Source organism: Stenotrophomonas sp. Pemsol (assembly GCF_003586545.1).
Classification (GTDB): domain Bacteria; phylum Pseudomonadota; class Gammaproteobacteria; order Xanthomonadales; family Xanthomonadaceae; genus Stenotrophomonas; species Stenotrophomonas sepilia.
The window spans coordinates 1,485,892-1,511,495 of the sequence record NZ_CP025780.1 but is presented as its reverse complement, the minus strand read 5'-3'; the positions used below and the strand labels follow the sequence as shown (position 1 = coordinate 1,511,495).

Sequence of the window (25,604 nt, the reverse complement as noted above, 5' to 3'; positions counted from 1 at the left end):
CACGAAACTACACTGTGCAGTGTACCCAGCGGACGTCACCCATGAAGCGCCTGCTCCTTGTCCTCCTGCTCGGAATCCTCGCCGTGACCGCCTACACCTTCTGCAAATCCTGGTCCCTTCCCGACTTCCCCGATTCGCCGCAGTACCGTGATGGCAAGTTCCGCAATGCCCTGCCCCGTCCGGCGATGGGCCTGCGCGACGGCGCGGAGATCTGGTGGACATTCCTGTTCAACAAGCCCAAGGGCACCGTGCCCGCGAACCCGATTCCGGTGAAGCCGCTGGACCGCGCCACGCTGGACGCCGCACCGGATCGCAGCCTGTTCCGGCTGGGGCACTCCACGATCCTGCTGAAGCTGCGTGGCCAGTACTGGCTGACCGATCCGGTGTTTTCCGAGCGCGCCTCGCCGGTGCAGTGGATGGGGCCCGCACGCTTCCATGCACCGCCGATCAGCATCGACGCGCTGCCGCCGATCGCCGGTGTGATCCTCTCGCACAACCACTATGACCACCTGGACCATGCTGCGGTCATGCAGCTGGCCGGCAAGACCGCGCGCTTCATTGCACCGCTCGGCGTCGGCGACCAGCTGATCGCGTGGGGGGTGGATGCGCGCAAGGTCGAGCAGCTGGACTGGTGGCAATCCACCGAAGCCAACGGCCTGCGCCTGACCGCGACCCCGGGCCAGCACTTCTCCGGCCGCGGGCTGGGTGACAGCGACCGCAGCCTGTGGGCTTCATGGGTGATCCAGGACGGTGACTTCCGCATTTTCTTCAGCGGCGACACCGGCTACTTCGACGGCTTCAAGGCCATCGGCGAGAAATACGGTCCGTTCGACCTGACCATGATCGAGACCGGCGCCTATGATCCACGCTGGGCATTCGTGCACATGCAGCCGGAACAGACCCTGCAGGCGCACCTGGACCTGCGCGGCAAGTGGCTGCTGCCGATCCACAACGGCACCTTCGACCTGGCCCTGCACGCATGGCAGCAGCCATTCGAACGCATCACCGCGCTGGCCGCTGCAAACAATGTTGCAGTGGCTACGCCGATGATGGGCGAAGCACTGGACATGCAGGCGCCGCAGGCAGGTACGCGCTGGTGGGAGACGGTGGAGCTGTAACAGGCGGGCGCTTGACCTGCCGGGAACCATGTAGAGCCGAGCCCTGCTCGGCTGCGTCGACCACAGAAACGGTCTGCGCCGCTGCAGTGCGTCATGTAACCGATTACATCCCTTGCTAGCGTAGCGCTCGCCCGATTCCGGTCGAACCTGCGAGGCTGTCCGTAATGACGTTGCGCGCCGAACGCTACAAGGTTTCCACACCGTTCTTCCCATTGCGCCCTGCCGCGGCCCTGCTGTTGGCCGCTCTTGCCTCCAGCGCACAGGCACAGACCCTCCCCCCGCGCAGCCAATGGCAGGCCAGCAGTTCCTCGCAGCAGGTGCCGGCGATGGCGATCAGCCACCTGATCGACGGCAACCCGAAGACCGTTACCGGCGGCGCGTTCAGTCCGGGCCACTGGTTCCAGATCGACCTGGGCGCGCCCACCCTGCTGGCCGGCGCACGCCTCACCTGGGACGTATCGAACCCGGAAGGCTATTCACTGCAGACCTCAATGGATGGCAGGCAGTGGCAGACCGCGTACACGATGGCCGATTCGCTGGGCGATGTGGAAACGCTGTACTTCGCGCCGCGCCAGGCGCGCTACCTGCGGCTGGCCAGCCCGCAGCGCACTTCCGATTGGGGCGTGTCGATCTTCGAGATGGAGCCGCTGGACAGCACGCTCAGCGCACGCATCAGCGGTATCGATGCAACGCAGGCAGCGGCGCTCTGGCAAGGCGCCGGCACCGTCGCGATGCCGGCCGGGGCAAATGGATCCCATACGTTCGAGATCACGCTGCCGCAGGCCCAATCAACGGCTGGCCTGGTGGTCGACTGGGCCGATGGCGCACGAGGCGCCGCCCGACTACAGGCGCAGGATGCACAGGGCCGTTGGCAGGACCTCGCACACGATGCACAGGCGGCCAGTCACCGGCAAAGCTGGCTGGCCGCCACTGCAGCACAACCATTGCGTGCTTTCCGCCTGAGCGTGGACGGCGCTGCGCCACGGATCGCACGCCTGCGCCTGCTCGGTCCGAAAGCCGTGATGACGCCGATGAAGCAGTATCAGATCGTTGCCAGCGGCGCCCAGCGCGCGTTGTTCCCGGCCTCGCTGCAGATGCAGCAGACCTACTGCACGGCCGTGGGTGTGCATGCAGGACGACAGAAATCGATCTTCGACGAGTACGGCAACCTGGAAGCCTTCAAGGGCGCGCCACTGGTGCAGCCGATCTGGCGTAGCGCTGACGGGCGTGCCGCAGGTGCCGCCGGGCAGGCAATGCAGCATGCCCTGCGCGACGGCTGGAAGCCGATGCCCTCTGCCACCTGGTCACCGCAACCCGGCCTGCAGCTGCGCAGTGAAGTATTCGCCATCGAGCGCGATGGCCAGCCGGTGACCTTCCTGCGGCATCGCCTGCACAACACCGGCAGCACCCGGATCGATGGCACGCTCAGCCTGGTGGTGCGCCCGATGCAGATGAATCCGCCGTGGCAGAACGGCGGGCTGTCCCCGATCCGCGAGGTGGCCATCGATAGGCAATCCGTGCGCGTCAATGGCCGCACGCTGCTGCAGTCGCTCACGCCGGTGGCTGCGTCGGGTGCGGCGCCATTCGGCAAGGATGGCGCAACGGAGATCACCGCGACCCTCGCTGCCGGCCAGCTGCCTTCCACGCAACAGGTGCGTGATGATCAGGGGCTTGCCTCGGCTGCATTGAACTACCGCGTCTCGTTGGCGCCGGGAACCAGTGATGCCGTCGTGGTCGCGTTCCCGTTGGGCACCGCCGCCGCCGATGCCAATGGCGTGCTGCCCGAAGCGCCTGCGCTGGATCTGGCCACGCTGCCCCACGATGCCAATGCGGCGCTTGATTCACTGGCCACGCAGGCGTCTGCGGACTGGCAGGCACGGCTGGGCCAGGTCGGCCTGCGCCTGCCCGATCCGTCGCTGGTGGACATGCTGCGCGCGCAGGCCGCCTACATGCTGATCAACCAGACCGGTCCAGCCATGCAGCCCGGCCCGCGCAACTACAACCGTTCCTTCATCCGCGACGGCATGGCCACCTCGGCGGTGCTGCTGCGCATGGGGGAAGCCCGCGTGGCGCGCGACTACCTGGCCTGGTACAGCGAGCACGGGGTGCATCCCAACGGCCTGGTCTCACCGATCCTCAACGACGATGGTAGCGTCAACACCGGCTTTGGATCAGACATCGAGTACGACAGTCAGGGCCAGTACGTCGCGCTGGTGGCCGATGTCGCGCGCCTGGATGGCGGCCCCGAGTCTGTGCGTGGCTATCTGCCGAAGGTGAAAGCGGCGCTGCGCTTCCTGCAGGAGCTGCGCGAGCGCACGCTGGTGCCCGGCTACAAGGCTGACCAGCCTTCGCCGGAACGGTTCGCGGGCATTCTTGCGCCGTCGATCAGCCATGAGGGCTACCCGTCGCCCACCCACAGCTATTGGGACGACTATTGGGGCCTGAAGGGCTGGCACGACGGTGCCTGGCTGGCCGAATCGCTGGGCGACCACGAGACCGCAGCCTGGGCGCGCGAACAATACAAGCTGCTCTACGACGCACTGCATGCCTCGATCCGGGCGACGATGGCGTGGAAGGGCATCGACTTCATTCCCTCCTCGGCCGACCTGGGCGATGGCGATCCCACCGGCGTTTCGATCGCACTGGACCCGACCGGTGCGCAGAGCGTGCTGCCCGCCGAGGCACTGCGGACCACCTTCGCGCGTTATCTGGAGGATGTGCGCAAGCGCAGCCAGCCCGATGCGCTGTACGCCTATACGCCGTATGAGATCCGCAACGTGCTGAGCTATGTGCACCTGGGCCAACCGCAGGTTGCTGATGAGCTGCTGCAGGGACTGCTGCATGATCGGCGCCCGCTTCAGTGGCAGGTGCTGGCCGAGGTCGTGCACTCACGCCTGCGCTTTCCTCGCTACCTGGGCGACATGCCGCATACCTGGATTGGTGCCGAGTACGGCCGCACGCTGTTCGGCATGCTGATGCGCGAAGACGATGATGCGTTGTCATTGCTGCCGGGCACGCCCCCCTCGTGGGTGGCGGGCGATGGATTGGCGGTGGAACGCCTGCCCACCGCGTATGGCACGTTGCAGATGCAGGCACGGCAACGCGACGGCATGCTGACGGTCACGCTGGGCAAGGGGTTGCGCAGTGGGACGGCGGTGAAGGTCTGGTGGCCGGCGCGGACGATGCCGAAGACCGTGCGTGTGGATGGGCGCGACGTTACCGCGTTCGATGCGGAGGGCGTGCGCCTGGCAAGACCATTCAGAACGCTGGAGGCGCGTTGGTAGAGCAGCCGAGCATGGCTCGGCTTTACAGAAGCAGCGGTAGCGCCGGGCCACGCCCGGTGTCATTGCAGCGTCGGCAACCCCGGCGGATTGGTCTGCGATTGCGGCACCGCCTCCTCGGCCAGGTTCCAGCGCGCCAATGCCTGCGCATAGGTGCCGCTGCCGATCTGGGTGTTCAACGCCTGCGTCACCGCATCGGCCAGGCCGCTGCCCTTGCGCGTGGTCACGGAGATCGCCGCAGCGTTCGGCCAGCCACCGGGGAACAGGCCCACGCGCCGCACCTTGCCATCGCGTGCCGAGTAGGCGCCGGTGGCATTGGGCTCGAACGAGACATCGGCGCGGCCAGTGATCACCGCCAAGCGGCCGACCACGGCGTCGTCGAAGTACTGGTACTCCACCGGCTTCAGCCCGGCCGCAATGTTCTGCCGGTCCCACTGCCGCAGGATCTGGTCCTGGTTGGTGCTGGCACCCACCACCACCTTCAGCCCGGCCACATCAGCGGGCTTTTCGATCTTCTGGATGGGCCCGTCGCTGCGCGTGTAGATGCCCAGAAGATCGTAGCGGTAGCTGGAGAAGTCGAACTTCTTCTTGCGCTCTTCGGTCACCGTCACGTTCGACAGCACCGCATCGTACTTGCCCGATTCCAGCCCCAGCGGCCAGTCCGCCCACGCGACCGGCACGATCACCAGCTTCAGGCCCAACGCATCGGCGATCAGCCGCGCGATGTCCGGCTCGATGCCGACCACGTCCTTGCTGTCGGCGCCGTAGTCGGCCAGCGGCAGCTGCCCCGGATGGGTGGCCACGGTAAACGCCCCAGGGGTGACGAACTGATAACCGGCGGGGATCAACGCCTTCGCCTTCGGGTCGAAGGTGCCCTTCAGGACGGCCGTGTTCGCGCCGGCCAGGCTGGTCGCTGCCACGGTGCCTGCATCCGGTGCCTGGCGCACGCGCGAGTAGACGATACCGGCAATGCCGATGACCAGCACCGCCACGATCAACAGGGTGCTGCGCGAGGGACGACGCGATGCTGCACGACTCATGGTGCTCCTTCCGGGGTTACAGGGTCTTGGCCAGGAAATCGGCCGTGCGTTGCTGGCGCGGCTGCTCGAACACGGCGTCGGGCGTACCCTGCTCGATCACCCGGCCCTGGTCCATCATCACCACGTGGTCGGCCACGCGGCGGGCGAAGCTCAGCTCATGGGTGACGATCACCAGCGTGGTACCGGAACGGGCCAGTTCTTCGATCACGCTCAGCACCTCGGCCACCAGTTCCGGATCCAGCGCCGACGTGGGTTCGTCGAACAGCAGCACCTTCGGCTGCAGCGCCAGTGCGCGGGCAATCGCGATGCGCTGCTGCTGGCCACCGGACAGCTGGCGCGGGAAGGCATCGGCCCTGTCGGCCAGGCCGACCCGCTCCAGCAGCGTGCGCGCCTGTTGTTCGGCCTGCGCACGTGGCACGCCACGCACCGCGATCGGTGCCTCGATGATGTTCTCCAGCGCGGTCAGGTGCGGGAACAGGTTGAAGCCCTGGAACACCATGCCCACCTCGGCACGCCGACGGCGGATCTCACGCTCGGGCAGTTCGTACAGTGTGTCACCGTAACGGCGGTAGCCGATCAACTGGCCGCCGACGGTCACGTAGCCGCTGTCGGCACGCTCCAGGTGGTTGATCAGCCGCAGCAGCGTGGACTTGCCGGCGCCCGATGGGCCGATCAGCACCGTCACGCTGCCGGCGCGCAGGTCCAGGTTCACATCCTCCAGCACCGGCTGGTCGCCAAACACCTTGCCTACGCCGTGCAGCGACACCGCCGCGCCCTCGCCGGCATCCACCTGCGCGGCGATGCGCGGGCGGTTGACCACGCGCGGTGCGGCATCACTCTGCACGCGCGGCGATGACACGCGCGATGCCGAGCGCTCGCGCTGCAGTTGGCCGCGCGCGAAGCGCTGCTCCACGCGCCGCTGCAGCAGCGACAACACGGTCAGGATCACCAGGTACCAGACCGTGGCCACCATCAGCAGCGGCACCACTTCCAGGTTGCGCCGATAGATCACCTGCACGGTGTAGAACAGCTCCGGCAGCGCCAGCACGTAGACCACCGAGGTGCTCTTGGCCAGGCCGATCACATCGTTGAACGCCGCCGGCAGGATCGAACGCATCGCCTGCGGCAGGATGATGCGGCGCACCTGGCGACCGCGCGGCAGGCCGAGCGCGGCCGCGGCCTCGAACTGGCCGTGGTCGACCGAGAGGATACCACCGCGGATCACCTCGGCCGAGAACGCGGCCTGGTTCAGGGTCAGGCCCAGCACCGCGGCGGTGAACACACCGATCAGCTGCGTGGTCGGGTACGAGAACAGGCTGGTGCCGGTGAACGGCACGCCCAGTTCGATGGTGCTGTACAGGTAGCCCAGGTTGTTCAGCAACAACAACAGCACCAGCAACGGGATCGAACGGAACAACCACACATAGCCCCACGACACCGCTGACAGCAGCGGCGAACCGGAGACGCGGGCCAACGCAAGCAAGGTGCCCAGTGCGAAGCCGAGGCCGGTACCGAGCGCGGTCAGCAGCAGCGTGCGACCCAGGCCTTCCAGCACCGGGCGTGCGAAGAACCACTCGGCAAAAGTGCCCCAGCCCCAGCGCGGATTGCCCAGCACGGACTGCAGCCCGATCAGGATCAGCGCCAGCGCCAGCACCGTGCCGAACACCTGCAGCGGATGCCGGGCCGGCACGATCTTCAGTGCCGGTCCGGGCGCCGGACGAGCGGCGATGCCCTCCAGCGCGGTCGACGGTGTGCTCATGCGCGGACTCCGTGCAGCAGTGCCTGTGCAGCGGTAACGACAGGCGTCGTCGCCCGCAGGTGCTTTTCGAACGGCAGATGCGCAACGGTTTCCGGGTCGGCATCCAGATCGAACAACGCGGTGTAGCCATGGCTGAGGTACAGGCCGACAGCTTCGGGCTGGCGGAAGCCGGTGGTCAGGAACACACGCCGATAGCCTTGGCGTGCCGCCTGTTCTTCCAGTTCCTGCAGCACGCGCCGCGCGATGCCCTGGCGTCGCAACCCCGGCAGCGTCCAGATGCGCTTGAATTCGGCGGTGTCTGGATCGCGGTGCGGCATGAAGGCGCCGCCAGAGATCGCCACACCGTCGCGCAGCAACAGTACGAAGGCCCCTACCGGCGCCGCGAAGGCCTGCGCCGGATAGCGCTGCAGCTCCTCGCGAGCGCTGCCGCCGATGCGTCGACGCACATCGGCGTAGCGACTGTCGTATTCCTGCTCCAGGCCGTCGAACAACGGCCGCGCCAGCGGGTCATCGACCGAGGTATAGAGGAAGCGTTCGTCGTGGCTCATGTCGCGTCCTTCACCAGGTAATCTTCGGCCAGTCGCGCCCACAGGCTGGCGGCGGGGGCAATGGCCGCGTCGTTGAACACATAGCGCGGGCTGTGCAGCGGTGCACTGTCACCGTTGCCGACGAACACGAAACTGCCCGGCCGCGCCTGAAGCAGGAACGCGAAATCCTCGCTGGCCGTGCGCGGTGCGAAGTCGGTCACCACCTGTCCGGCGCCGAAGCCCTGCACGGCCACCTCGCGGATGTAGGCGGTCTGCTGCGGATGGTTGATCACACTGGGGAAGCCGCGCGGGAATTCGATCTCCGCGCGTGCACCAAACGCGGCGGCAGTCTGCTCTGCAAGTTCGGTGACGCGGCGCCGCAGGGTATCGCGCACCTCCGGTAGATAGGCGCGCACGGTCAGCTTCAGCTCGACCACGTCCGGAATCACGTTGGCGGCCTGCCCGCCGTGGATCGAACCGACGGTGACCACGCCCATCTGCCGCGGATCGACATTGCGCGACACCACGCTCTGCAGTGCGGTGATGATGTGCGCCGCCACCAGGATCGGATCGACGCTGCCCTGTGGCTCGGCGCCATGGCCACCCTTGCCGATCACCTTCAGCCGTGCCCAATCCACCGACGCCATCGCCGGGCCATCGACGAAACCGAAGTGGCCCACCGGCACGCCCGGCCAGTTGTGCAGCCCATAGATCGCATCCACCGGGAAGCGCTCGAACAGGCCATCGGCAATCATCTTCGACGCACCCGAACCGGTTTCCTCGGCCGGCTGGAACACCAGCTGCAGGGTGCCGTCGATATCACCGTGATGGGCCAGGTAGTGCGCGGCGGACAGCAGGATGGCGGTGTGGCCATCATGACCGCAGGCATGCATCAGGCCCTCGGTCTGGCTGGCATAGGCCAGGCCGGAGTCCTCATGGATCGGCAGTGCGTCGATGTCGGCGCGCAGGCCGAGGCGACGGCTGCCCTGCCCGCGCTGCAGCGTGCCGACCACGCCGGTGCCACCGAGGCCGGTGGTCACCTCATAGCCCCATTGCTGCAGCAGCTCGGCCACGCGGGCGCTGGTGCGGTGCTCCTCGAAGGCGAGCTCCGGGTGCTGGTGCAGGTCATGGCGGATCGCGATTGTGGCCTCGGCGCGTGCTGCAATTTCCGGCAGCACGCCGATGGACGCGGAATCCAGCCGGGCATGGCCCGGCGCTACCGAGTTCTCTCCGCTCATCGCCCTACCCCGCCTTCCGCGCCGGCTCGGCGTCGGTCGAATAGCGGCTGGCCTTGTACGGCAGGCCCAGATGCTCGCGCAGGGTCTGTCCTTCCAGCTCGCGCTGGTGGTAGCCGCGCGCCTGCAGGATCGGCAGCACCTGGGTCACGAAATCGTCCAGGCCCTCGCGCTGCGCGGCGAAGCCGAGAATGAAGCCATCGCTGGCACCGGCATCGAACCAGCGGATCAGCTCATCGGCCACATGCTCCGGTGTGCCGATGAAGTTCGGCCGTGGGCTCACTGCTTCCAGTGCCACCTGGCGCAGGCTCAGGCCCTTCTCACGCGCATCCTGCTTGATGCGGTCGGTGGTGGAACGGAACGAATTGCTGCCGATGTCACCCAGCTCCGGGAACGGTGCATCCGGGTCGTACTGGCTGAAATCGTGGTGATCGAAGAAGCGCCCCAGGTACGCCAGTGCATCCTCCAGCGTTGCCAGTGCGGCAATCGCCTGGTACTTGGCTTCAGCCTCCTCGGCAATACGGCCGACGATGGGGCCGATGCCCGGAAAGATCTTCACGTCATTGCCGCTGCGGCCGTGGGCGATCGCCGAATTCTTCACCTTCTGGGTGAACGCGCGGGTTTCCTCCAGCGACGGCGAGTGGGTGAACACCGCGTCGGCGTACTTGCCGGCCAGCGCGATGCCATCGTTAGACGAACCGGCCTGGAAGATTACCGGCTGGCCCTGTGGCGAACGCTGGATGTTGAGCGGCCCTTCCACCTGGAAGAAGCGGCCCTTGTGGTCGAGGCGGCGGAACTTTCCCGACGCGAAGAACGTACCGCTGTCGCGCTCGCGCACGAAGGCGTCGTCGTCCCACGAATCCCACAGCCCCTGCACGACGTCCAGGTACTCATCGGCGATCTGGTAGCGCAGCGCATGTTCCGGGTGTGGCCGGCCATAGTTGCGGCCCGAACCCTCCAACGGCGAGGTCACCACGTTCCAGCCGGCGCGGCCGCCGCTGAGCAGATCCAGCGAGGCGAACTGGCGGGCCACGGTGAACGGATCGCTGTAGGACGTCGACAGCGTACCCGCCAGGCCGATCTTCTTCGTTGCCGTGGCCAGCGCCGACAGCAGCGAGATCGGCTCGAAGCGGTTGAGGAAATGCGGGATCGACTTCTCGTTGATGTACAGGCCGTCGGCCACGAAGCCGAAGGCGATGCCGTTGTCCTCGGCCGTGCGCGCGATGTCGATGTAGAACTGCAGGTTGACGCTGGCATCAGCCGGATTGGACGGATGCTTCCAGGCATGCATGTGGCTGCCGGGGCCCTGCAGCATGATGCCGAACGGAATGTGGCGCGGGGTCGTGCTCATTGGGGATCGCTCCTGCAGGTCAGGCCACCGCCGCGCGCGGCGCGGGCGACAGCAGTTCAAGGGATGTCAGGCGTGCGTCGAAGTCGGCCACCGGCGCGTCGAGGATGAATTCACCCACGCCGAAGCGTCGGTGCAGCGCATCCAGTTCGCCGCGTACCTGTTGCGCATCGCCGGACAGCACGCTTGGCCGTGTTTCCTCGATGCGGAAGTCCGCCACGCCTACCTGGCGTGCATACTCGGCAGCCGCCTCGGGGCTGGGCAGGTTCACCGTCTGCCCCGGGCCAAGATGCAGCTTGTAGACGCGCAGCGCGCCGATATGGCGTGCGGCTGCTTCGGCAGTCGGCGCGGCGAAGGCCACCGTGGCCAGCAACGGCGGTTGCGTCGAGACACCGCGGTAGGCGTCGAACGCGGCCTCGATGTGTTTCGGGTCGCCATCAAAGTGCGCGGCATACACGAAGCGCCAGCCGAGCTCGGCCGCCTGCTGCGCACTCTGCGGGCTGGCACCGAGCAGGAAGCGCTCCGGCGCCTGCTGCGGAATCGGCCGCGCCAGCACATCGGCTTCGGCGCCGGACAGATAGCCCTCAAGGTCGCGCAGTTGCTGGTCGAAGTCGGCGAACGCCGGGCGCCCGGCCGCCAGCGCGGCAGTCGACGCTGGCAGGCCGCCCGGTGCCTTGCCCACGCCCAGATCCACGCGCCCTGGCGCCAACGCCGCCAGCAGGTTGAAGCTCTCGGCCACCTTGTACGGCGCATAGTGGCGCAGCATCACCCCGCCACTGCCGATGCGGATGCGACGGGTCTGCGCCAGCACCCAGGCGGCCAGCACTTCCGGCGCCGGGCTGGCAAGCGCCGGCGCGGCATGATGCTCGGCAAACCAGTACCGGTGATAGCCCAGCTGCTCGGCACGCTGCGCCAACTGCAGGCTGTTGCGCAGCGCCTGTTCCGGCGAGGCGCCCTCGGCCACCGGGCTCTTGTCCAACACGCTGATCTGATAGCTCATCGTCGCGTCCTCGCTCAGGGATGGGCCACGGGGATGCCGAGCAAGCCGTTCAGCGCGGCCAGGATCGGCTCGGCGCCGGAGATGTACTGGCGGTTCTGGTGCGCGCCACTGGCCAGCTCGCTGTGCACGCCCTGCGGCAACACCAGCTTGGGCAGCGACTGGTCCTGCTCGCCGATCTCGGCGATCACCTCGCGGCGCGGCCGCGCGAAGCCGATGCGGCGCACGTCCAGCTGCGCGTCCAGGCCGTCGATGCTCGACAGCGCCCCTTCCAGCAGCAGGCTGTGCCGACAGAAGAAGCGCTGGCCGGGAATCTGTCCGTCCTCGAACTCACGGTCGAGCAGGAACAGGATGGGCTTGTCGGTTGCGTCCAGACTCACGGGGTCGTCCTCATCGGGGGCCGGCAATGCGATGCCGCTTGGATTTCGATGCTAGGGATGCCGGTGCTTGCGGTGGCGATACCAGGCGACAATCGGCGGTCAGATCCGGCCACGCAGATGCGCCTTGGCCATAAGCAAAACGCCGCCGGTTATGCCGTCAGGCAATGCGTCGCAGCGGCGCAGGTGCTGCCGGCGCCTGCGTAGCCAGATGCCCGGCCGCACGCTCGGTCGCCAGCGCGATACGCGCCTGCAGGGCCGCGCTGCTGACGTGCTCGCCATCAAAGTCGGCAGGCGTGGCATACACCCCGATCGGCAGCGTGTGCGCCTGCAGGAAACTGAACAACGGCCGCAACTGATGGTCGATCACCAGTGCATGGCGCTCGCTGCCACCGGTCGCCGCCAGCAGCACCGGTGTATCCACCAGCGCCTCCAGCCCGATGAAGTCGACCAGGTGCTTGAACAGCCCCGGATACGACCCCCGATACACCGGCGCGGCCACCACCAGCAGTTCGGCCGCCTCGATCGTCTGCAGCGCCTGCTCCACCGCAGGCTCCGCCTCATCGCGCGACAACGACTGCCCCAGCGAGCGCGCGATCGGCGCCAGCTCCACCACCTCCACACTGGCGTATACCCGCTGCTGCAACGACGCCAACAGGTGCCGCACCAGCAGCAACGTGCGCGACGTCGCCGAGCTGGTCGGTGACCCTACCACTGCAACCACCCTCAATGCAGAAGACATGAGCTGCTCCTCGATGATGCCGGACTACCGCCGGCCGCCTTTCGCGTTCTGTAGAGCCGAGCCATGCTCGGCTGCTGTTGCCTTTTGTAGAGCCGAGCCATGCTCGGCTGCTCCACATCAGAACCGGTAATTGATCCGCCCGTACCAGAACGCCCCGATCCGGCTCAGCACGTCGCCCGAATCCCACGTCGTCTCGATGCTCGCCACATCGGTGGCACTGCGCGCGTACGCCAGCACCTTGCGCGTGCGCTTGTCGAACACGTTGTTGACGCCCAGCGCCGCGCTCCAGCCCGCACCCAGCTCCACCGCACCTGAAAGGTTGGTCACCAGCACCGGCGGCTGCCTGTATTCCACGCCGTTGTTCAGGCGCTTGATCGGGCCGTAGTAGGTCAAGTCGACATTCGAGCGCCAGCGCCCGTTCTGCCAGCCCAAGCCCGCCACCTGGGTGTAGCTGGGCGTGCGGAAGCGCAGCGCGTACTCGCTGGACTTGGTCAACAGGTTGATGTTGGGCAGCCCCTGCAGCGCCGGCGGAATATCACTGATCTTCCGGATCGTGGTGCGGCCGACGTTGGCCGCGTAGCTCCAGCGCAGCTTGCCCCACGCCGTTTCCTGGTTCGCTTCCAGGGTCAGCTCGACACCGCGTGTGCGGGTATTGCCCACGTTGGTGAAGTAGCTGGCATAGAACGCATCACCCGGCAGGATGCTGATGCCGGCCGAACCCAGCAGCGCATCGATGGTGTTCTTCTGCGCCGCAGTCAGCACCGTGCCGCTGTTGTCGGTGATGCGCGCTGGATCCTGCGCGTTGTAGCCGATCTGGCTGGACTGGCCGAGCTGGCCACGGATGTCGATCTGGTAGGCATCCACGGCCAGGTGGAACGCCGGGCTCGGGTCCCAGGTCACGCCCAGGCTGTAGTTGGTGGCTTTCTCGGGCTTCAGCGGCGTCGCACCCAGCGCAACCGCCGCCGGCGAAGACACCTGCGCCACCAGCGTGGTGCCGCACGGGCAGCTGCCGGTGGCCTGGTAGTACTGCGCGCCCAGGCTGGGCGCGTGGAAACCGTTGCTGACCGTGGCACGCACGCCCAGCGCGTCGGTGAAGTCGAAGCGCGTGGTCAGGCGGCCGGTGGAGACACTGCCGAAGTCGGAGTGATCTTCCCAGCGCGCGGCCGCATCCAGATACCAGCGCGAGGTGATGTTGGTGGCCGCGCCCACATAGACCGCCTTGCTGTTGCGGGTAGCCTTCACCGCGTCCGCAGTGGAATAGCCGACGAAGGCCGCAGCACCAAAGCCGGTATACGACTCCCACTGCCCCGCCCCACGTTCGTACTGTTCGTGCTGGTACTCGGCACCTGCGCTCACTTCCAGCGGCGAGGCGAACGCAGCCACCTCGAAGCCACGGCGCAGGTCGAGGTTGGCGATACCCTGCTGGTAGTCCAGCTTGCCGTCGTAGAAGTCGGTAGGCGAACCGGGGTATGGCAGCGAGTAGTTCACCGAGTTGCGCGTATAGGTGCGCACCGTGCTGCGGTTGCCGGTCAGGCTGGCGTCGTAGTCCCAGCCTGCGATCTGGCCTTTCACGCCCGCGGTGCCGGTGTGCTGCTTCTCCTTGGTTTCCAGCACCGGCAGGAAGCCATCGGGAAACACGCTCAGCACGCCTGGAGCCTTGTAAGTGGTGAAGATGGTCGCCGGCAGACGGAAGTTCTGGATCGCCTGCGCGGTGCGGTCACTGGCCGTAGCGTTAGCGTAGAACTGCGCGCTTTCGCCCAGGCCATGGCCCACGTTCACCGCGAAGGCCTTCAGCGCATACGACGGCGAGCTGAGGATGGTGTTGGCCTCGGCATCGCGGTCGGCCTCGGCCGGGTTCGGCGATGCACCGGCCGGCAGCCGGTTGTTCGGACGCAGTGCGACTAGGTTGCCGTTGGCATCCACCGCCGGATAGCTCAGATAGCCATCGATGTAGCGGCGGGTACGGATCGCGTGGTGCTGCCGCGTGGTTTCGCCCGACAGGTTGACGAAGCCATCGGCGCCCCACGGCAGGCCCACGTTGGCACGCAGGCTGGTGCGCGAGCCATCGCCATCAATGCTCTGCCCGCTTTCCACGGCGAGCTCGCCACCGTGCGCCTGCGATTTCAGGATCACGTTGACCACGCCGGTGATCGCGTCCGAGCCATAGATGGCCGACGCACCATCGCGCAGCACTTCCACGTGGTCGATCGCCGAGACTGGAATCAACGCCAGGTCTGCCCAGGCATGGCCGGGGAAACCGCCGCCGTTGGCCCCGCTCACATAGGCACTGGCATTGCGGCGCTTGCCGTTCACCAGCACCAGCGTGTAGCCCGGCGAGAGATTACGCAGCTGGTAGCCACGGATCAGGCTTTCCTGGTCGCTCTGGTAGCCGCCAATCTGGCTGAGCGAGGGCAGCGCACGCTGCAGCGCTTCGAGCAGGTTGGCCTGGCCGGTGGCGGTGAGGTCTTCCGCAGAGATCACATCGATCGGCGTGGAGCTGTTTTTCACCGTGCGCGTGCTGGTGCGCGACCCGGTAACGACCACCGCATCCAGTGTGGACGCTGCCACGTTGGCCGTCGCGGCGGTGGCAGCAGGATCTGCATCGGCGTCAGCCGCATGGCCAGGCGTTGCAGCCAGAACGCTGGCGATCAGGACGGCGAGAGTGTTCAGCACAGGGGCGTGGGCGGCAGGCATGGGGACTCGTGGGAGTGGGCCGGAAACACGCTTCCATTCAAGGGCCTGTTCACCTGGTGCGACAGGCGGGATCACGTCACCCAACCGTCATATCCGGCCACCCACATGACCGCTGGTAATGAAGTTAGGCGGCATTGCCGGTGCACTGCTGTCTGTAGAGCCGAGCCCACGCTCGGCTGCTCTACGCGACGGCGTCAGATGCATCCCCCCTGCCGGTATTGAGCCGAGCGTGGGCTCGGCTCTACAAGAGGGGAGCGACCGCTCCATATGCCTGGCAGGCATCACCTCATGCCCGCGCACCACGCAACGCCACGCATCTCCACCCGTAGCATCAAACCATGCCCAGCCCACCCGCCGATCCCACCGCGCCGCTCGTCACCATCGTCGCCTGCCACGGCCAGGGGCTGTTCGAGTTCGGTTGTGCGGTTGGCCTGTTCGCACCGGTGCGGCCAGAACTGGGCGTGGCCTGGTACCGCACCCAGCTGTGCGCGGGTGAACCCGGCGCACTGCGCATGCTCGGCAATGTACAGGTGCAGCTGCCCTACGATCTCAGCACTGTTGATGACGCCGACATCATCGTCATTCCCGGATGGCGCGAACCCAGCGAACGCCCGCCGCAGGCACTGCTCGATGCACTCATCCGCGCCCACGCCCGTGGCGCACGCATCGCCTCGATCTGCTCTGGCGCCTTCGTGCTGGCCTGGGCCGGGCTGCTCGATGGCCGCCCGGCCACCACCCACTGGCGCCTCACCGAAGCGCTGGCACGCGACTTTCCACGCATCGATGTGCGCGAAGACGTGCTGTACGTCGATACCGGCAACGTCATCACCTCGGCCGGCTCGGCCACCGGCATGGACATGATGCTGCACATGGTGCGCAAGGATTACGGCGCACGCGTGGCCAACCTGGTGGCCGAACGGCTGGTGCTGGCGCCATGGCGTGATGCCGAACGCAGCCAGCGTGTCAGCCGGGCCATTCCCAATGGCGAGCCCTCGCGTCTGGCAAAACTGATGGAATGGATGCGCCGCAACCTGCGCGAGCCGCACTCGCTGGGCAGTCTTGCCGAGCAGGCCGCGCTCAGCCAGCGCACGCTGCAGCGGCAGTTCCTGGAAGCCACCGGCCTGTCACCCATCGACTGGCTGATCCGCGAGCGCGTGGCATTCGCCCGCGAGCTGCTGGAAACCACCGACCGGCCGCTGCAGTGGATTGCCGAGCAGGCCGGCTTTGGTTCGCAGGAGTCGTTCCGCCGGCACTTCCGCGGCCAGGTGGACGCCAGTCCTACCCAATACCGCAGCCAGCATCGCGGCGGAATTGGCGCGGATCGGTTGGTGGGCTGCTGATCCAACGCATCACTCCCGATGATGCGTGAGGAAAGGCTCACGGCAGGCTATGGCGCCCCACGTATAGTGACGGGCGTCACAAGAAGCCCCTTCCATGCTCCACGCATTTGCCTACTCCAGCCACATGTCGGCTGGGCTTTCCGATGAAATCCTCCGGCAGATCGTCTCCTGCTCTGCCACGTTCAACCGTCGCGTGGACGTCACCGGAGCGCTGCTCGTCGACGGTCAGCGGTTTTTCCAGTACGTCGAAGGTCCGCCCGACGGCCTGGAGGCGGTCAAGCGCCGCATCCATGACAGTCGCTCGCATGCTGCCGTCGTTCCGGTACTGGACATGGCCATCAGCGCGCGTGCTGTTCCCTATTGGGCCATGACCCGCATCGAGACCGGGCAGGTCGTGGTGTCCGGCCTGGTCAATGCACGATGGGACGAATTCGGCCATTCCGTTCCGGGCATGGATCAGCTCGTCGGCCTGCTGCGTCCGCACTTTCCGCGCATCGGCCCGCTCAGTGCGCACCATGCGCCCGTCGGATCCAGCTGAACCGCCGCCTTGCGCGCGTAGTCCCACGCGGCCGCGTGCTCCCTGCGCACGTCATCATTCAAGCCGCGTTACCCATCGTTCCTGCCAGATCCACAGCATGCCTGTACCCGCTCAACCTTCAACGCAAACACGTGCCTCGCCCGCCGAGTTGTTCGAGGTCGTCGTCCTTCGTGCAGGCACGGCCCTGTTCGCGATCGACGTCCAGGCTGCCGTGGAAATACGCGGCCCCGAGACCTTCGGCCCCGCAGATCATCAGGGCCGGCGGACCCTGGAGGTACGGGGGCAGCCGTTGCCGGTAGCCGACCTGCGCAGGCTCAGCGGGCAACCGGCATTCGATGGCGGCAGCCCAGCCATGCTGTTGATCAGCGCCGGCACCGCAACCCTGGCGCTGGCAGTAGATGAAGTGCTGGAAATCGAAACACCGGACGCATCTCCAGACGCAGCCTCGCCGGCGCAGGGTCGACCGTTCAACTTCTGCAGCCGGCACGTTCGGGTGGATGCCACACGTTCGGCTGCGCTGATCGAACCGCAGTTGCTGCTGGCCGCGCTCGCGGTGCGGGACTAAGGCGCCTCTGCTCAAGGGCGCCTGCGAACCGGTTGAACCCGCATGCGCCAGCACTGCGCGGCAAAGCCGATCACAAACACCACCGCCAATCCCAGCAGCGTGTGCAGCACCACCGGCGCCATCGGCGCCGCAGCAATCGGATGCGCTGCCGGCAACCGTGTCAGCGTTTCATTCACGCCTGGCACCAGCGACAGCAGGAAGCTGAAGGACAGCGCAAATGTCGACAGGTAAGGTGCGGCGCCACCCAGCCAGCGCAGCCGGGCCGCCAGCACGCCGCCGAACGCCACCAGCAGCACGATCATTCCGAATGCGTGGCCAGGGTTGATCCCGCCCGTACTGGAGACGGTGAACGACGTTGCCACCGACAGCACCAGCCCAAGCAGGTACAGCTTGCCGGAGCGTGTCGCGGGGTCGATCGCGCGATGGCGAATGAAGGCATACAGGCCGGCGAACACCGGTACAAGGCTGACGGCCGTGTGGATCACGCCCAGCGTGGACAGAGAGTGCGACATGGAACATCTCCAAGGATTGAGTGAACCTACTAGTAGGTAGGTTATTGATTCAAAAAAGAAGGCCTACGTTGCCGCAGGCCCACCACACATCCATCAGGCAGCCGCGCTCACCCGCGCGATGGCCAGCCGTGCCAGCGCAGCAAACGTCGCCGCATCGCCGAAACCGCGCGCGGCCAGCATCGCGCCATGCACCGATGACATGAACGCCCTGGCCTCATCGGCCACCGAACCCTGCAGGCGCAGTTGACCCAGCGCCGCGCCCTTTTCCAACGTGAGCGCCAACCAGCCACTCAAATCCTCGAAATGCCCGCGTACTTCTTCGGCAATCTCCGCAGGGATCATCGGCGCCTCTGCCGCCAGCATCGCGCAGATGCAGAACGAAGACGTGCCACCGGCAATACAGCTCGACCAGTAGTCCACATAAGCGTTGAGCTCCTGCAGCGGGTCGTCCAGCTGCCGGTCCAGCAGCGCCAGGCCTTCGCGCGCCTCGGCCCGGTACAGCTCAACCACCGTGCGCACCAGGTCCGCCTTGCTGGGGAAGTGGTGATGGATGCTGGCCTTGCTGATGTTCACCCGCGCCGACACGTCGGCGTAGCTGAAGCCGTTGTAGCCACCGGCCTCCAGCAGCGAACGGGCGTGGGCCAGGATCTCTTGGGCCTTGGGCGAGAGCGGCTCTTTCATGTCGTCAACCTACTAGTAGGTTGACTCACTGTCAACTCCCCGCTGCGAGGTCGGCAGCATCTGGTAGTGCCGGCCGCTGGCCGGCAACTGCACGCCCCTGACTCCACCGGGATGCCGGCCAGCGGCCGGCACTACCAAACCCGGGCATTCGTGGCGGGTTTTGACATGCAGGTATTTACCTGCATTTAGTCCACTCAAGGGCGGCGCCTGCCGGCCCATGCGAGGAACCTGCAATGGTGGATATCGCACACCGGGTCGGCATCAAGGCCCCCGCAAGCCAAGTGTATCAAGCACTGGCCACCCCTGAAGGCGTCGCCGCCTGGTGGGCCGAAGACACCCATGGCGACCGCGATACCGGCGGCACGGTCAGGGTGCGCTTCACGAACAACGACCAGGAAATCGGCGCCATGGAAATGCAGCTCGAACAGCTCATTCCCGGCGAGCTGGTGCTCTGGAAGTTCCTCGTCGGCCCTGCCGAATGGATCGGCACGCATGCGCGTTTCGTGCTGAAGCAGGAAGGCGACTACTGCATCGTCCTGTTCACCCACGAAGGCTGGAAGGAGCGTGTCGAGTTCACGTCCCACTGCAGTACCAAGTGGGCGGTGTTCCTGATGAGCCTGAAGGCACTGCTGGAGACCGGCAAGGGCCAGCCCAACCCCCACGACGTCAGGATCGACAACTGGAACTGAAGACGCCCCGCATGAATGCAGACAAGGTGTTCAAGGCCTTGGCCGACCCCACGCGCCGGACGCTGCTGGACCTGCTCTGCGAAGACAACGGCCAGACGCTGGGCCAGCTGTGCGAGCACCTGGACATGGCCCGGCAATCGGTCACCCAGCACCTTGGCCTGCTGGAAGACGCCAATTTGATCAGCACCGTGCGCCGTGGCCGCGAGAAGCTGCACTTCATCAACCCGGTACCGCTGCACGAAGTCTATGAGCGCTGGGTACGCAAGTTCGAGCAGCAGCGCCTGAGCCTGCTGCATGACCTGAAACGAGAGCTGGAAGGAGAATGACGATGTCCGTTGAATCGACCCGCTTCATCCACGTGATCTATATCGCCTCCACCCCACAGAAGGTGTTCGAGGCCATCACCCGCCCCGAGATCGCCAGTCGCTACTGGGGCCACGAGAACGTCTCGGACTGGAAACCCGGCTCGCGCTGGCAGCACGTGCGCGCCAACGAAACGCGCTCGGTCGAACTGGTCGGCGAAGTGGTAGAAAGCAACCCGCCCTCGCGGCTGGTCATCACCTGGGCCGCCGCCTCGCAGGCCGACAACCCGGACGCCTACAGCCGGGTCACCTTCGAGATCGTGCCCTACCAGGACATGGTGCGGCTGACGGTTACCCATGAGGAACTGGAACCCGGCAGCGGCATGGATACCGGCATCCGCCAGGGCTGGCCGATCGTGCTGTCGAGCCTGAAGTCGCTGCTGGAGACCGGCAAGGGATTGGATGTGTTTGCGAAGCCGAGCTGAGTCGTGCCGCTATCGGCGGCGGAGCGCCATCCGCCGCCTGCGCCACCATCCGCTCAATCGCTCACTGTGCGCGCGCGCCCGTATTGTCCGTGCACATCCTGCTTGATCCAATCCGCCAGCAGGCGCAGATAGCCGTCGGTGATCCGCGTCGACACGCGGTTGCCCTCGGCATCGGTGCGGAACTCGACCATGCCGTGATCGGTATCCGGGAACAGGTAGGTCTCGATCGGCTGCCCTGACCCGCGCAGGCGACCCAGGATGGTACGCGTGGCCGCAATCGGTGCGGCCCGGTCCTGTTCGGCCAGCACCCACAGCAACGGCACCTTCAGTCGCTGCAGCGCGGCCTCGGCGTCGTAGTCCCAGATCAGCTCCAGGTTGTCGAAGCGCGCGCGGCCGATCCGGCGCAGGTCGGCGTCACTCATGCGCAGCATGTCGCCGCTGAATTCGCCACTGATGGTCTTTGCCCACGGCGCGGCACCCACCTGCGCACGCACCTTCGCCAGCGCCTCGAAACCTTCACTGAAATGCGCGCGCATCAGCTGCGCCGTGGCGTCCGACAGCTGGCCGACCTGCTTCATGGCCGCCGGATCCAGTTGCAGGCGGTGCGCCTCGTCGAACAACTGCTCGCGGTCCTCCTCGATGGGCGAGACCACCAGCCCGAAACCGATCGCCACGAAATCCGCCTGCGAACGCGTGGCCGCCAGCGGCGCGATCCAACCGCCCTGGCTGCCACCGAAGTAGCCGGCACGGCCGAAGCGGCCTTTGGCCAGTTCCCGCGCCTTCGCCAGCGCCGCCGCTGCGTCGTCAGCGAGCAGCTCGAAGTTCTGCGTGTACTCGCCTTCCGAATCGCCGGTGCCACGCTTCTGGTAGGCGAACACCGAGATTCCCTGCGCCACCAGCATGCGTTGGTAGATCGCCGCCACCGCCATCGTGCGTTCCGAGCCATGGACCAGCACCACCAGCGGCCGCTTGGGATCGGCCGGACCGGCGGGTTCGATCAACTGCCCGACCAGCTTGGTTCCGGCACTGGTGAAAGTTGCATCGGTATCGCGGGTGGACAGTCGCTGCCAGCGCTGCGTGGCCCCCGCAGGCGAGCTAACGCTGACCACATCGCCGCTGCAGCTCACCGGTGCGTTGGCATCGCCGGTGGCGCCACGTCGCCCGTCCAGCATCAGATAACGCTGCCCCGTGGCCGGTGCCGCAGCGGGTGCGCCCAGCACCACGATGTTGCCCTGCCCATCACCGTAGGCACTGACCGCGCATAGGTCGGCGGCTGCAGCCGGCAGGCCCGAACACACCAGCACCGCGCTCAACAACGAACGACTCTTCCACCCTGCCATGCCCGTCCCCATTGCAGTGAACCCGCGTCGCGCAGGCGCCGGGCGCAGCCTAGCGCGTTCGTTCGCCAGATTCATGCTGCACCCGCTCGCCGTCGCCTTCTGCCATGGCCATACTGGAAGGACGATACGGACTTCAGAATGCCATGCACCCACACTTGGAACACATCGGCACCACCCGCATCCTGCGCGTCGGCCCGCAGGGCCCGACGCTCGATGCCACCGCCCTGCGCGACCTGGTCGGCGATGCCCTCGGGCACCAGGCCGAGTGGATCGCCGTGCCGGTGCAACGCCTTTCGGCGGACTTCTTCGAGCTGCGCTCCGGCATGGCCGGGCAATGGCTGCAGATGCTGGTGAACTACCGCTTGCGCTTCGCCGTACTGGGCGAAGTCAGCGCCTACCGCGCACAAAGCGCGTCGCTGGATGCATGGATCACCGAGTGCAACCGCGGCCGCGACGGCTGCTTTGTCGCCGATTGGGATGCCCTGCTGGCACGTCTTCCCGTATCGGCCAGCTAGCGCGCCGTCCAGCCCCCATCCACCGGCAGCGCCGTGCCGGTGATCTGTGCCGCCGCGTCCGAAGCCAGGAACACCACCATCTCGCCCAGTTGCTCGGGCGTCACGAACTGCAGCGACGGCTGCTTTTCAGCCAGCAGCGCACGCGCGGCGGTCTCCTGATCCGTGCCGTCGTTCTCTGCAAGCGCGGTGATCTGCCGCTCGACCAGCGCCGTCCGCACCCAGCCCGGGCAGATGGCATTGGCGGTGATGCCGGTGCCCGCATTCTCCAGCGCGGTTACCTTGGTGAAGCCCACCACGCCATGCTTGGCCGCCACATAGGCCGACTTGTTCACCGAGCCCACCAGGCCGTGTACCGACGCGATGTTGATGATGCGACCGGCGCCCTGCTGCTTCATGTGCGGCAACGCCGCCGCCGTTGCATGGAACACCGCCGACAGGTTCAGCGCCAGGATCGCATCCCACTTGTCGACCGGGAATTCCTCGATCGACGCGGTGTACTGGATGCCAGCATTATTCACCAGGATGTCGATGCGGCCCATCGTCGTCACGACGCGGTCGATCATCGCGCGCACCGCCTCGCCCCGGGAAAGGTCCGCGCCATCGTGCACCACCCGCACGCCGAACTCAGCTTCCAGGCGGGTACGGATGCGTTCGATCTCCGCCGCATCGCCGAAGCCATTCAGCACGATATCGGCACCTTGCCGCGCCAGCGCCGTGGCGATGCCAAGACCGATACCGCTGGTGGAGCCGGTGACCACCGCAACCTTTCCACTGAACATGGGTGAGCTTCCATTGGGCGTAGGTGGCCAGTGTAGCTTCACCGGCGCGCCCCTTTAAGCGACGCTACCTTGGTCAATCAACGGTTAGAACGCGTTGGGTACCCGCGGAGGGAAGTGTCCAGCGTTCATTCAAAACGGTACACCTCAGAGGGGGCGCAGTCGTGGCCTGCTAGCGATACTGTCCGACTCCCACATAGGGCAATGCATCCATGCTTTGCCCGGCGGATCGAAATCGAACAGGTCCGAAAATAGCTTCTGCAGCCGTTCTACTCCCCCCACCGCCAACCGGGGGGGGCGCCTTTCATCCAGCAGATGAGGACAAGGACCAACACTACGGCCCACGTGTAGAGCTGAAACGCGATGGGCTCGCGAAATGGAGAGAACAGAAACGGACCCGCCAGCAGCAGGCCGAATGCGACTGCGTACACCAGCCAGCCCTGCCACGCGCACGGCACCCCCCAACCCCATCCGTACTTTTTCCTGGTAAACCAGTACTTCCTGCTGATCATTGCAATCTTCCTCGATGGCCGCCGGTCTCACGTACCTGATCCAAGCATGCTTTGAGCTGTTCATGAAGACGTCGGTCCAGAATCAAGTCAGTATCCCCTCTGGTTGTGACGAGAACAGAGCTACGGTCCGTGCGCAGCACGAAGACGTTGCGACCGTTCTGCATGCGGAACTTGCCAAGTTCAACGCCCCCTGTGCTGGTCCCAAGTTGCCGGTGAGGCAGCGTGATCCTTGAAGCATCGGAAGCGTCCTGCCACGAGACACTGGAAAGCGGGAGCTGCAGTCGGACAAACGCTGCTGACCCAATCAGCTGGCCATCTGTAACGGCGATGTACGCTGTTCGCGCTTGATATACGAGGCCAAAGGCAACTACGACAACAACGGCCAGCGCCGAGCCGAGCGCAATATTCCTGGCTGGCACCCCGCCAGAGCGGGATGCAAACCATATTGTGATCAGAACCACGGCTGCTGCCACGCATATGCCGAGAGGAAGCGCGTAGGCGTGAATCAGGGATACATCCAGCGTCGATCGGCACATCATCAGGAACTACTCCGCAGAGATTGACCGCATGCCATAAACGTAAATCGTCTCGACAATTGTCTCAAATGCGTCTTCGTCACAGGTGACAAGGCCCACGCTTCGCATCGCGCGCAGAAACGAGCGGACCTCGTTCCATGTTACGGGTTTTGCGTGTTCATCGCAGATCATACTTGCACTGCCACGCATGAGAATGCTTCGGCATCAGATACCGCGCAACAAACGCCCATCTCTCATCGATCACATCGGTCGAACATGGGCTGCGCGCTGTGATGCCATTGCAGTGACACTGTTCATACCGAACTTCAACACGCTCTAGAAGAGAACGCTCGCTCGATCAACGGTCGCCAGCGGGTTGGCCTTCCGCACCGCCTCCAGGAACAGCAGGAAATCCCGATTGAACAGCGTCAGGTTGTTGGTGAACGTCACGCACTTTCTGCCCGACGCTTTGCTGAAGCACACCTGCCAGACATAGCGCCCATAGATCCTGTCGGACGTTCGTGTGACTGAGGTGATCTGCGAAAGCGGAACCGCCGTAGGCACCGGCCCACGCCGCAGGTAAAAGGACGCCGCATCAAAGAAGTAGTGCTCCCGATCCTCTTTCCCATCCACCATCACCAAGGTCATGGATGTACCGGAGATCCGGCGAGGGGGATCCAAACGCAGCCCAGTCTCTACGGACGAGCGAGCAGTCGCTGACATTCGCCGAAGGGTGAACCAGAGGATCACCAACGGAAGCGCCGCAAGGACAATAAAGCCTGCGGTCTTCAAAACAGTTTCCAGCGTGCTGGGCACACAGATCTCCAGGATGAACGTTCAGGCGATGCCCAAGTAGATCCACGCCACGCGTGGATGCTCTCCCTCAGCGCCCCATCACTTCCAATGATCCGGCCCCAGGAACGGGAGGCTCAACACAAACACCGGAACCGCCACAGGGATCAGCGCCGCGCCGAGCACCTTGCCCGCCGCCGAACCCACACCCTGCTTGTCCTCCCTCTCCGGCAGGATCCGCTGCGCCCGCGCATTGATCGGCTGTGCCAGCTTCCCCTTCTCTGCCAGCGCCGCAGCATCCGGCAACTTCACCCGCTCGCCGTCGCCCTCGAACAGCGCGCTGTAATAGCTGCCGCCCTTCCTTGAAAGATTGCAGGCGCGATCAAACGCCAGCGCGTAGCGGGTCCGGTCCATCGGCAGGTAGTAGCGCGCCCGCTCCTCCACGGCCTTGGCCTCACGCGGGGGGACCTCGATCCGCTCCAGCTTGAACTGCGCGGCCTGTTGCGCCGTCACCTGCTCCGGCCGCAGCAGCAGCGCATAGCTGCCGTGCACCTTGGCCTTGTTGGCCGGGTCGCGCCAGTCTTCATGGAAGTACATCTGCGCGCAGGCCACCGCCTCGCGCAGCGGACTGTCCATCAGCGCGCGGTACTCGCGGAACGGTGCGGCATTGAAGCGCATCGGCTCGTCATAGCGCGGCAGCAGGTACAGCTGGCCGTCGTCGGCCACGAACGCACTGATGATCTCGCGGCTTGAGGCGTGCTCTTCCGGGCCACTGGCACAGCCGGACAGCAAGCCAAGGCACAGAGCGGAGAGGATGAAGAAGGACGTTCGCATGTCGTGTTCGAGGGCTTCCCTGGGAAATCGGCCCCTCCCGAAGGGACGAGGCAAGGCCGTCATGGTGCCATGTCGGCCTTGCCATGCCCA

Annotated in this window: 24 protein-coding genes; 9 read left to right on the top strand and 15 right to left on the bottom strand. The window is 66.0% G+C overall.

Going from position 1 to position 25,604, the window contains the following annotated elements; genetic code table 11:
- Window positions 1-41 precede the first annotated feature (41 nt).
- Window positions 42-1,118, top strand: coding sequence for an MBL fold metallo-hydrolase (locus PEM_RS07045; RefSeq protein ID WP_111129035.1), 1,077 nt, complete (start codon window positions 42-44; stop codon window positions 1,116-1,118).
- A gap of 164 nt (window positions 1,119-1,282) precedes the next feature.
- Window positions 1,283-4,402: a discoidin domain-containing protein gene (locus PEM_RS07040; protein ID WP_111129037.1), complete on the top strand. Its 3,120-nt coding sequence runs from the start codon at window positions 1,283-1,285 to the stop codon at window positions 4,400-4,402.
- A 59-nt stretch (window positions 4,403-4,461) separates the two neighbouring features.
- Here the strand turns inward: PEM_RS07040 and PEM_RS07035 are convergent, their stop codons facing one another.
- The 9 genes from PEM_RS07035 to PEM_RS06995 all read right to left on the bottom strand — a co-directional run bounded on the left by PEM_RS07035 (window position 4,462) and on the right by PEM_RS06995 (window position 15,118).
- The gene (locus tag PEM_RS07035) at window positions 4,462-5,439 is read right to left on the bottom strand and encodes an ABC transporter substrate-binding protein (protein ID WP_069139936.1); all 978 of its coding nucleotides are present in this window, start codon (window positions 5,437-5,439) and stop codon (window positions 4,462-4,464) included.
- Window positions 5,440-5,455: 16 nt separating this feature from the next.
- Window positions 5,456-7,198 (bottom strand): amino acid ABC transporter permease/ATP-binding protein, encoded by a 1,743-nt coding sequence (locus PEM_RS20555; RefSeq protein WP_111129039.1) that lies wholly within the window; start codon window positions 7,196-7,198, stop codon window positions 5,456-5,458.
- Window positions 7,195-7,746, bottom strand: a complete 552-nt coding sequence (locus PEM_RS07025; RefSeq protein ID WP_111129040.1) for a GNAT family N-acetyltransferase — start codon at window positions 7,744-7,746, stop codon at window positions 7,195-7,197. Before PEM_RS07025 ends, PEM_RS20555 begins: the two co-directional genes overlap by 4 nt.
- Entirely contained in the window at window positions 7,743-8,963 is a 1,221-nt protein-coding gene (locus PEM_RS07020) for a M20 aminoacylase family protein (RefSeq protein ID WP_111129042.1), read from the bottom strand. The genes PEM_RS07025 and PEM_RS07020 overlap by 4 nt, the downstream gene beginning before the upstream one ends.
- A 4-nt stretch (window positions 8,964-8,967) precedes the next feature.
- Window positions 8,968-10,311: an LLM class flavin-dependent oxidoreductase gene (locus PEM_RS07015; RefSeq protein ID WP_119706082.1), complete on the bottom strand. Its 1,344-nt coding sequence runs from the start codon at window positions 10,309-10,311 to the stop codon at window positions 8,968-8,970.
- A gap of 19 nt (window positions 10,312-10,330) precedes the next feature.
- A complete protein-coding gene (locus tag PEM_RS07010; protein ID WP_111129046.1) occupies window positions 10,331-11,308 on the bottom strand; it encodes an MsnO8 family LLM class oxidoreductase in 978 nt (325 codons plus the stop codon).
- 14 nt (window positions 11,309-11,322) lie between these two features.
- Window positions 11,323-11,685, bottom strand: coding sequence for a DUF3088 family protein (locus PEM_RS07005; protein WP_010484654.1), 363 nt, complete (start codon window positions 11,683-11,685; stop codon window positions 11,323-11,325).
- A gap of 157 nt (window positions 11,686-11,842) precedes the next feature.
- Window positions 11,843-12,424 (bottom strand): FMN reductase, encoded by a 582-nt coding sequence (gene msuE / locus PEM_RS07000; RefSeq protein ID WP_111129048.1) that lies wholly within the window; start codon window positions 12,422-12,424, stop codon window positions 11,843-11,845.
- A 117-nt stretch (window positions 12,425-12,541) separates the two neighbouring features.
- Entirely contained in the window at window positions 12,542-15,118 is a 2,577-nt protein-coding gene (locus tag PEM_RS06995) for a TonB-dependent receptor (protein ID WP_111129050.1), read from the bottom strand.
- Window positions 15,119-15,456: 338 nt separating this feature from the next.
- Here PEM_RS06995 and ftrA point away from each other — a divergent pair, with 338 nt between their 5' ends.
- From ftrA to PEM_RS06980, 3 genes are all read left to right on the top strand, one after another.
- On the top strand, window positions 15,457-16,458 hold the full coding sequence (ftrA, locus tag PEM_RS06990) for a transcriptional regulator FtrA (RefSeq protein WP_111129052.1): 1,002 nt from the start codon (window positions 15,457-15,459) through the stop codon (window positions 16,456-16,458).
- A gap of 94 nt (window positions 16,459-16,552) precedes the next feature.
- Entirely contained in the window at window positions 16,553-16,996 is a 444-nt protein-coding gene (locus tag PEM_RS06985) for a BLUF domain-containing protein (RefSeq protein ID WP_111174866.1), read from the top strand.
- A 148-nt stretch (window positions 16,997-17,144) separates the two neighbouring features.
- Window positions 17,145-17,561: a chemotaxis protein CheW gene (locus tag PEM_RS06980; RefSeq protein WP_240431595.1), complete on the top strand. Its 417-nt coding sequence runs from the start codon at window positions 17,145-17,147 to the stop codon at window positions 17,559-17,561.
- A gap of 11 nt (window positions 17,562-17,572) precedes the next feature.
- Here PEM_RS06980 and PEM_RS06975 read toward each other — a convergent pair whose 3' ends face one another.
- Window positions 17,573-18,073, bottom strand: a complete 501-nt coding sequence (locus PEM_RS06975) for a hypothetical protein (RefSeq protein ID WP_111129058.1) — start codon at window positions 18,071-18,073, stop codon at window positions 17,573-17,575.
- Window positions 18,074-18,166: 93 nt separating this feature from the next.
- On the bottom strand, window positions 18,167-18,754 hold the full coding sequence (locus PEM_RS06970) for a TetR/AcrR family transcriptional regulator (protein WP_111129060.1): 588 nt from the start codon (window positions 18,752-18,754) through the stop codon (window positions 18,167-18,169).
- Between the two features lie 233 nt (window positions 18,755-18,987).
- On the opposite strand from PEM_RS06970, the gene PEM_RS06965 reads away from it, so the two are divergent.
- The 3 genes from PEM_RS06965 to PEM_RS06955 are packed head-to-tail and all read left to right on the top strand — an operon-like array spanning window position 18,988 to window position 20,230.
- A complete protein-coding gene (locus tag PEM_RS06965) occupies window positions 18,988-19,443 on the top strand; it encodes an SRPBCC domain-containing protein (protein ID WP_111129062.1) in 456 nt (151 codons plus the stop codon).
- An 11-nt stretch (window positions 19,444-19,454) separates the two neighbouring features.
- The gene (locus PEM_RS06960) at window positions 19,455-19,769 is read left to right on the top strand and encodes a metalloregulator ArsR/SmtB family transcription factor (RefSeq protein ID WP_005416268.1); all 315 of its coding nucleotides are present in this window, start codon (window positions 19,455-19,457) and stop codon (window positions 19,767-19,769) included.
- A gap of 2 nt (window positions 19,770-19,771) precedes the next feature.
- A complete protein-coding gene (locus tag PEM_RS06955) occupies window positions 19,772-20,230 on the top strand; it encodes an SRPBCC family protein (protein ID WP_111129064.1) in 459 nt (152 codons plus the stop codon).
- Window positions 20,231-20,283: 53 nt separating this feature from the next.
- On the opposite strand, the gene PEM_RS06950 is transcribed toward PEM_RS06955, so the two are convergent.
- A complete protein-coding gene (locus PEM_RS06950) occupies window positions 20,284-21,570 on the bottom strand; it encodes an alpha/beta hydrolase (protein WP_111129065.1) in 1,287 nt (428 codons plus the stop codon).
- A 143-nt stretch (window positions 21,571-21,713) separates the two neighbouring features.
- Between PEM_RS06950 and PEM_RS06945 the strand changes: the two genes are divergently transcribed.
- Window positions 21,714-22,085 (top strand): DUF4180 domain-containing protein, encoded by a 372-nt coding sequence (locus tag PEM_RS06945; RefSeq protein WP_065185152.1) that lies wholly within the window; start codon window positions 21,714-21,716, stop codon window positions 22,083-22,085.
- Here PEM_RS06945 and PEM_RS06940 read toward each other — a convergent pair.
- The 3 genes from PEM_RS06940 to PEM_RS06920 form a co-directional block, all read right to left on the bottom strand.
- On the bottom strand, window positions 22,082-22,864 hold the full coding sequence (locus PEM_RS06940) for a 3-hydroxybutyrate dehydrogenase (protein ID WP_005416264.1): 783 nt from the start codon (window positions 22,862-22,864) through the stop codon (window positions 22,082-22,084). The genes PEM_RS06945 and PEM_RS06940 overlap by 4 nt on opposite strands.
- Window positions 22,865-24,224: 1,360 nt before the next feature.
- Entirely contained in the window at window positions 24,225-24,704 is a 480-nt protein-coding gene (locus PEM_RS06925) for a hypothetical protein (RefSeq protein ID WP_005416261.1), read from the bottom strand.
- 78 nt (window positions 24,705-24,782) lie between these two features.
- Entirely contained in the window at window positions 24,783-25,514 is a 732-nt protein-coding gene (locus tag PEM_RS06920; RefSeq protein ID WP_111129069.1) for a hypothetical protein, read from the bottom strand.
- Window positions 25,515-25,604 lie beyond the last annotated feature (90 nt).

Excerpts from the sequence above, each read along its gene's own strand:
- PEM_RS07025 (WP_111129040.1), bottom strand. The coding sequence starts at position 7,746 with ATGAGCCACGACGAACGCTTCCTCTATACCTCGGTCGATGACCCGCTG.
- PEM_RS06970 (WP_111129060.1), bottom strand. The coding sequence starts at position 18,754 with ATGAAAGAGCCGCTCTCGCCCAAGGCCCAAGAGATCCTGGCCCACGCC.
- PEM_RS07010 (WP_111129046.1), bottom strand. The coding sequence starts at position 11,308 with ATGAGCTATCAGATCAGCGTGTTGGACAAGAGCCCGGTGGCCGAGGGC.
- PEM_RS06985 (WP_111174866.1), top strand. The coding sequence starts at position 16,553 with ATGCTCCACGCATTTGCCTACTCCAGCCACATGTCGGCTGGGCTTTCC.
- PEM_RS06950 (WP_111129065.1), bottom strand. The coding sequence starts at position 21,570 with ATGGCAGGGTGGAAGAGTCGTTCGTTGTTGAGCGCGGTGCTGGTGTGT.
- PEM_RS06975 (WP_111129058.1), bottom strand. The coding sequence starts at position 18,073 with ATGTCGCACTCTCTGTCCACGCTGGGCGTGATCCACACGGCCGTCAGC.
- msuE (WP_111129048.1), bottom strand. The coding sequence starts at position 12,424 with ATGTCTTCTGCATTGAGGGTGGTTGCAGTGGTAGGGTCACCGACCAGC.
- PEM_RS06965 (WP_111129062.1), top strand. The coding sequence starts at position 18,988 with ATGGTGGATATCGCACACCGGGTCGGCATCAAGGCCCCCGCAAGCCAA.
- PEM_RS06940 (WP_005416264.1), bottom strand. The coding sequence starts at position 22,864 with ATGTTCAGTGGAAAGGTTGCGGTGGTCACCGGCTCCACCAGCGGTATC.
- PEM_RS07020 (WP_111129042.1), bottom strand. The coding sequence starts at position 8,963 with ATGAGCGGAGAGAACTCGGTAGCGCCGGGCCATGCCCGGCTGGATTCC.
- PEM_RS07045 (WP_111129035.1), top strand. The coding sequence starts at position 42 with ATGAAGCGCCTGCTCCTTGTCCTCCTGCTCGGAATCCTCGCCGTGACC.
- PEM_RS07040 (WP_111129037.1), top strand. The coding sequence starts at position 1,283 with ATGACGTTGCGCGCCGAACGCTACAAGGTTTCCACACCGTTCTTCCCA.
- PEM_RS20555 (WP_111129039.1), bottom strand. The coding sequence starts at position 7,198 with ATGAGCACACCGTCGACCGCGCTGGAGGGCATCGCCGCTCGTCCGGCG.
- PEM_RS06945 (WP_065185152.1), top strand. The coding sequence starts at position 21,714 with ATGCACCCACACTTGGAACACATCGGCACCACCCGCATCCTGCGCGTC.
- ftrA (WP_111129052.1), top strand. The coding sequence starts at position 15,457 with ATGCCCAGCCCACCCGCCGATCCCACCGCGCCGCTCGTCACCATCGTC.
- PEM_RS07035 (WP_069139936.1), bottom strand. The coding sequence starts at position 5,439 with ATGAGTCGTGCAGCATCGCGTCGTCCCTCGCGCAGCACCCTGTTGATC.
- PEM_RS06995 (WP_111129050.1), bottom strand. The coding sequence starts at position 15,118 with ATGCCTGCCGCCCACGCCCCTGTGCTGAACACTCTCGCCGTCCTGATC.
- PEM_RS06955 (WP_111129064.1), top strand. The coding sequence starts at position 19,772 with ATGTCCGTTGAATCGACCCGCTTCATCCACGTGATCTATATCGCCTCC.
- PEM_RS07015 (WP_119706082.1), bottom strand. The coding sequence starts at position 10,311 with ATGAGCACGACCCCGCGCCACATTCCGTTCGGCATCATGCTGCAGGGC.
- PEM_RS06920 (WP_111129069.1), bottom strand. The coding sequence starts at position 25,514 with ATGCGAACGTCCTTCTTCATCCTCTCCGCTCTGTGCCTTGGCTTGCTG.
- PEM_RS06960 (WP_005416268.1), top strand. The coding sequence starts at position 19,455 with ATGAATGCAGACAAGGTGTTCAAGGCCTTGGCCGACCCCACGCGCCGG.